The following is a 5917-nucleotide window of genomic DNA, read 5'->3' on the forward strand; positions in this document are numbered from 1 at the left end:
GGGTCTCGCGGCTGATCTGGTCGCGACACGCTCAGGGTTCACCCGTAGCGACATCGACAATTACGCACTCGAGAGCCAGCGACGAGCCGCGAGGGCATGGGACGAGGGTCGGTTTTCCCGCTCGGTCATCACGGTGAAGGATGAACTCGGCCTGCCGCTGCTCTCGCGCGACGAACATATCCGGGTTGGCATCAAACTCGAAGATCTCAGCAAGCTGGAGCCTTCGTTTGCACAGATGGGCCAACTGGGCGGCTACACCGCAGTCGCTTTGCAGCGCTACCCCGATACTTTCGACATCAACTACATGCATACGGCGGGCAATTCGAGCGGCATCGTCGACGGCGCGTCGGGCGTGCTGATCGGCAGCCGTGAAGCTGGCGAAGCGCTGGGCCTGAAACCGCGCGCGCGTTTGCGCAGCTATGCCTCAGTCGGTTCGGAGCCGACTATCCAGCTCACCGGGCCCGCACCGGCGTCGCTGAAGGCGCTCGAACGCGGTGGCATGTCGGCGAAGGACATCGATCTGTGGGAGTTGAACGAAGCGTTCGCTTCGGTCGTGCTCGAATACATGCGGGTGATGAACGTGCCGCACGAGCGCATCAACGTGAACGGCGGCGCGATCGCCATGGGCCATCCGCTCGGCGCCACGGGCGCCATGCTGCTCGGTACCGCGCTCGACGAACTGGAACGCACCGGCCAGGGTACGGCGCTGATAACGGCGTGCGTAGGGCTCGGCATGGGCACCGCGACCATCATCGAACGACTGTGAACCCGGACACTCGGAATCTAGCCATGAATTCTCCCCTGCGATTCGACACCTTGCGCTTCAATCTCGGCGACGACGGCATAGCGCTGGTCACGATCGACGTACCTGGCAGCACGGCCAATGTCATTAGCGACGCATTGCGTCACGACCTGGATACGCTCGTCGACCATGTTCGCGGCGATTCCGCCATCAAGGGCGTGATCCTGACTTCGGCCAAAAGCGACTTTATGGCCGGCGGCGATCTCAAGTACATGGTCGACGCGTTCTCGCGACCAATGACGCGCGAGGACGCGTTTGCCATCGCGACGAAGTTCCAGCCCACCTTGCGCCGCATCGAAACGTGCGGCAAGCCGTTCGCGGCGGCAATCAACGGCCCGGCGATGGGCGGCGGACTCGAACTCGCGCTGGCCTGCCACTACCGGGTCGCAGCCGATGCGCAAGCCGTGCAACTGGCGCTGCCCGAGGCGACGCTCGGCCTGATGCCCGGCGCAGGCGGCACGCAACGCTTGCCGCGCCTGATCGGTGTGGCGAAGGCATTGCCGCTGATGCTCAAGGGCACCCGGCTGTCTGCCGCCGACGCGCTGAAGCAGGGCGTCGTGCACGCCGTGGCCGCGCCGGAGCAGATCGTCGCCGCTGCGCGCGCGTGGCTCAGTGACACGCCGAACGCCGTGCAGCCGTGGGATCAGAAGGGTTTCAAAATTCCCGGTGGCGGTGGCTTTCAGACCCCCGAGCTGGGGCAACTGTACAACCTCAGCGCGACGCAGATCTCGCGCGATACGCAGCACAATCTGCCGGCCCCGATCGCACTTCTGAGCGCGGTCGCGCGCGGCACGGCCGTGCCCATCGACGTGGGGCTGCATATCGAAGCCTGCAACTTCGCGAAGCTCGTGCTGAATCCGGTGGCCCGTAACATCGCCCGTACGATGTTCGTCAGTAAGGGCGAACTCGACAAGGGGATGCGCCGGCCGCAAGGCGCAGCGCCGGTGAGTCATCGCAGGATCGGCGTGATCGGCGCGGGTCTGATGGGTGCAGGCGTTGCGCAGTCGGCGGCCGCGGCCGGCATTGACGTGGCGCTGATCGACTCTACGATCGCGCAAGCGGAAAACGCCAAGGCGAAAATTGCCGCGGATTTCGCGAAACGCATCGCGAAAGGCCGCATGAAGCAGGACAAGGCGGACGCGCTGCTGGCCCGCATTCATCCGACCGACGACTTCGCCGCACTTGCCGACTGCTCGCTGGTAGTCGAGGCCGTGTTCGAAGACCCGGCGGTCAAGCGCGACGTATTCCTGCGCGCGAGCCGCGCGATGAAGCCGGGTGCGATTCTCGCGAGCAACACCTCGACGCTACCGATCACGGAACTGGCCGCAGGACTGGAACAGCCTGAGCGTTTTATCGGTATGCACTTTTTCTCGCCAGTGGACCGCATGCCGCTCGTCGAAGTGATCGTCGGCAAGGCGACTAGCGAAGCCACGCTCGCGCAGGCGCTGGATCTTGTCAAGGCGCTGCGCAAGACGCCGATCGTCGTCAACGATTCGCGCGGTTTCTTCACGACGCGCGTGATCTCCGCGTACATCCAGGAAGCGTTCCAGATGGTCGGCGAAGGGCTCGCGCCAGCACTGATCGATAACGTGGCGAAAATGGCCGGCTTCCCGACCGGTCCGCTCGCGATGATGGACGAACTCGGCATGGACAACGGCTACAAGGCGTCGCGTGCTGAGCGCGAGGCGGTTGAGGCGGCGGGCGGGAGCTGGCACGAGCCGGCCGGCTACCAGGTTCAGGCGCTGTTCTGCGAAAAGCTGGAGCGACGCGGTCGTCGTTCGGGCAAGGGGTTCTACGACTATCCAGACGACAAACGCACGCCGTCGGCGGAACTCGCCGCGGTCTTTCCTGCGCCGGCCGTGCAGCCGACTGTTGACATTCTCAAGCATCGGCTGCTTTACATCGCTTCACTCGAAGCCGCGCGCGCGATGGAGCGTGGCGTGATCAATTCTGCCGCCGAGGGTGATGTCGGCTCGGTGCTGGGCATCGGTTTTCCGCTTTACACCGGTGGTGTCTTTTCACAGATCGACACGGTCGGGCCGTCTGTCTTTGTTGCCGCTTGCGATAAGCTGGCCGATGCGTTCGGAGAGCGGTTCCGTCCCAGCGACTGGCTTCGTCAGCGTGCCGCAGCCGGCCAACTCTTCTATCCGGTGCCCGCATGAACTTCGATTTTTCCGACGAGCAGCAGGAATTGCGACGCCAGGCCCAGCGTCTGCTGGGTACCGGCCCCCGGGCGGCGCGCGCGCAGCTGGAAAGCGATGCGCCGTACGACAGGGCGTTGTGGCGCCAGGCCGTCGAGATGGGCTGGACCGCTGCTGCGATCGCCGAGGAGCAGGGCGGTCTCGGGCTGGGTACGCTGGAACTGTGCGTGCTGGCTGAAGAGTGCGGTCGAGTGCTGGCGCCGGTGCCGTTCGCGGCCTCGGTGTTGCATGCGACCGAGGCACTCAGGCTGGCGCAAGCCGGTGACGCGGCGGATGAGGTCGCGAACGAGTGGTTGCCACGGCTTGCGGCGGGCGAGGTGGTCGCTTCGCTGGCGCTCGTCGAGACGGGCGGCCGTTTGTGGACCGACAAACCTGCCGCGCGCGTAGTGGGCGGTCGGCTGAGCGGCACCAAGGAGGCCGTCGCACATGCGGCGGGTGCGGACATCGCCATCGTCTCGGCGCACGCCGACGATGACGCCGACGGTTTCAGCCTGTGGCTCGTCGACATGCGCGGCGGCGGCGTGCAGCGCGAGCCTCTGAAGAGCCTCGATCTCGTCAACCGGCATGGCCGCCTCTGCTTCGAGGGCGCGGCCGCACGGCGCGTCGGCGCAGCCGGCGCGGGCGCGGCCATCCTGCAACGACTGACAGAGACCGTGGCAGTGCTCACCGCGTTCGAACAGCTCGGCAGCGCGGAAGGCGCGATGGCGCTGACGCTAGAGTATGTGAAAACCCGTAAGACATTCGGACGTGAAGTGGCCGGATATCAGGCGGTGAAACACAAACTGGCCGACATGTACGTGAAGATCCAGTTGGCGCGAAGTCACGCTTACTATGGCGCCTGGGCGCTCAGCCACGCGGCGCCCGAACTGCCGCAGGCCGCCGCCGGAGCGCGGCTCGCGGCGCTCGATGCGCTCGCTTACGTCACCGAAGAGTCGGTCGAGCTGCATGGTGGCATTGGCTTTACCTGGGAATGCGACATTCAGCTGTACTACCGCAATTGCCGCGCACAGGCCGTGGGCCTCGGCGGCCGGCAATACTGGTCGCGAGCACTCACCGCGGCGCTGGCGGCTTCGCTCGCTGAACCCGCCACATCCTGATCCCGAACGAGATAAACCACGATGGACTTCCAGGATTCCCCCGAAGAAGCCGCCTACCGCGCGCAGGTGCGTGCGTGGCTGGCGGAACAGGCCCCCGCCTGCGTGCTGCCGGCAGGCGAAAAACTCAATAACGAAGAGTTCATGAGCCGGGCGCGCCGCTGGCAGGCCGCGAAGGCAGACGCCGGATATGTCGGCATCGTCTGGCCGAAGGCTGCCGGCGGTCAGGGCGGCACCCCGATTCAGCACGTGATCTTTCACCAGGAAGAGGAGCATTACCGCCTACCGACCGTGCCGTTTGCAGTTGGCGTGGGCATGTGTTTGCCGACCGTGTTTACTCATGGTTCGCCGGAGGTGGCAAAGCGCTATGTTCTGCCGGGTATGCGCGGCGAGGAGATCTGGTGCCAGCTGTTTTCCGAGCCTTCGGCCGGTTCGGATCTGGCAGCGGCGCGTACCCGCGCGGTGCGAGACGGTGACGATTGGGTTATCAACGGCCAGAAGGTCTGGACCTCATACGCTCATGAAGCAGACTTCGGTCTGCTGCTCGCGCGCACCGATCCCGCTTTGCCCAAGCACAAGGGCCTGACGATGTTCTTCATCGACATGCGTGCGCCGGGCGTAGAGGTGCGGCCAATTCGCACGATGTACGGCGATGCCGAGTTTAACGAAGTTTTTTTCACGGATTTGCGTATCCCAGACAGTCAGCGGCTGGGTGCACCCGGGGAAGGCTGGAAGGTGTCGCTCACAACCTTGATGTTCGAGCGACTGGCGGTGGGCGGCAAGCCGGCGGGCTCGCCCGGCGTCGCCGATCTGGTTGCGTTGATGTCGCGTCTCGGAGAAGATCCGCTGCCGCATGCCGAAGCGCTGGCGCGCTTTTACGTAGCGGATCAGGGTATCGCTCTCACGCGCATGCGTCTCATGACCGCGCTGTCACGGGGAGGCGTACCAGGCCCCGAAGCGTCGATCAGCAAACTGGTGGTGGCGAAGAACCTGCAGGACATGTCGGGCTGGGCGCAGGAACTGGTCGGCAACCTCGCCATCGACAACGACGAGGCGTCGCCGGTGCAGCGGTTCAACTACTGGCAGATATGGTCTTCGGGCCTGCGCATCGCCGGCGGCACCGACGAGATCTTGCGCAACATCATCGCCGAGCGTGTGTTGCATTTGCCCGCCGATTTCCGGCCCGATCGCGATGTGCCGTTCAATCAGACCACAACCTGACAGTGCCCCGCGGCCGGTGATTCACCGGTCGCGCGCACGTTGCCTGTAGTCCTTCCCGTTGGACGTTTTCCGCGAGGGGGCACAGGCCTCCTGGGCCTGTGCCTATCTTATTGAGGCAAACTCTCGCTCTCTGTCCCGCTGGCGAGCGTGCCACGAATCACCTGCTTTAGCAGTTGCTTAAGTAGGCCCAATTCCTCGAAATCCAGCAAGCGGGTGGCGGCGCCTTCGGCCGCTTTCGCGACGGCGAAGATTTCGATGGCCAACTGGCGGCCACGAGGCGTCAGCTTAAGACGCCGCTCGCGAGAGCCGTCACCAGGCTCGACCCAACCTGAATCGACCAGTTGCTGCGCCAAGGTCTGCGTGAGCCCCTCGCCGGTGAGTGCGAGCAGATCGTTCACCTGTCCAGCGGTTAAATCTGGGCGGGCCATCAACAGCGTCAACACGTAATACACCGGCTCGGTGATGCCACGCTGGACACAGCATGCTTTCACGGGGTTGTGCAACTGGATCGAAGCGAGGCCGAGCAGGTAGCCGAGGAAGTCCTTCCTGAAGCTGCTTTCGACTTCCTCTCCCGGGCTCGCATCGGACGCCGCGCGAGG

Annotated in this window: 5 protein-coding genes; 4 read left to right on the plus strand and 1 reads right to left on the minus strand. The window is 64.8% G+C overall.

The window, feature by feature from the left end:
• From VGH68_RS15895 to VGH68_RS15910, 4 genes are all read left to right on the plus strand, one after another.
• Positions 1-766, plus strand: a 766-nt coding sequence (locus tag VGH68_RS15895) for an acetyl-CoA C-acyltransferase (protein ID WP_331604603.1), incomplete at its 5' end; no start/stop codon positions are given.
• A gap of 23 nt (positions 767-789) precedes the next feature.
• Positions 790-2964 carry a 3-hydroxyacyl-CoA dehydrogenase NAD-binding domain-containing protein gene (locus VGH68_RS15900; protein WP_331604604.1) on the plus strand — a complete coding sequence of 725 codons (2175 nt, stop codon included), beginning with the start codon at positions 790-792 and terminating at the stop codon, positions 2962-2964.
• A complete protein-coding gene (locus VGH68_RS15905) occupies positions 2961-4100 on the plus strand; it encodes an acyl-CoA dehydrogenase family protein (RefSeq protein ID WP_331604605.1) in 1140 nt (379 codons plus the stop codon). Before VGH68_RS15900 ends, VGH68_RS15905 begins: the two co-directional genes overlap by 4 nt.
• Positions 4101-4121: 21 nt before the next feature.
• Positions 4122-5318, plus strand: a complete 1197-nt coding sequence (locus VGH68_RS15910; RefSeq protein ID WP_331604607.1) for an acyl-CoA dehydrogenase family protein — start codon at positions 4122-4124, stop codon at positions 5316-5318.
• A 107-nt stretch (positions 5319-5425) separates the two neighbouring features.
• Here the strand turns inward: VGH68_RS15910 and VGH68_RS15915 are convergent.
• Positions 5426-5917 (minus strand): hypothetical protein (locus tag VGH68_RS15915; protein ID WP_331604608.1); only part of this gene is annotated, 492 nt, incomplete at its 5' end.

The sequence above is a fragment of the Paraburkholderia sp. genome (assembly GCF_036488505.1).
Classification (GTDB): Bacteria; Pseudomonadota; Gammaproteobacteria; order Burkholderiales; family Burkholderiaceae; genus Paraburkholderia.

Excerpts from the sequence above, each read along its gene's own strand:
- VGH68_RS15900 (WP_331604604.1), top strand. The coding sequence starts at position 790 with ATGAATTCTCCCCTGCGATTCGACACCTTGCGCTTCAATCTCGGCGAC.
- VGH68_RS15905 (WP_331604605.1), top strand. The coding sequence starts at position 2,961 with ATGAACTTCGATTTTTCCGACGAGCAGCAGGAATTGCGACGCCAGGCC.
- VGH68_RS15910 (WP_331604607.1), top strand. The coding sequence starts at position 4,122 with ATGGACTTCCAGGATTCCCCCGAAGAAGCCGCCTACCGCGCGCAGGTG.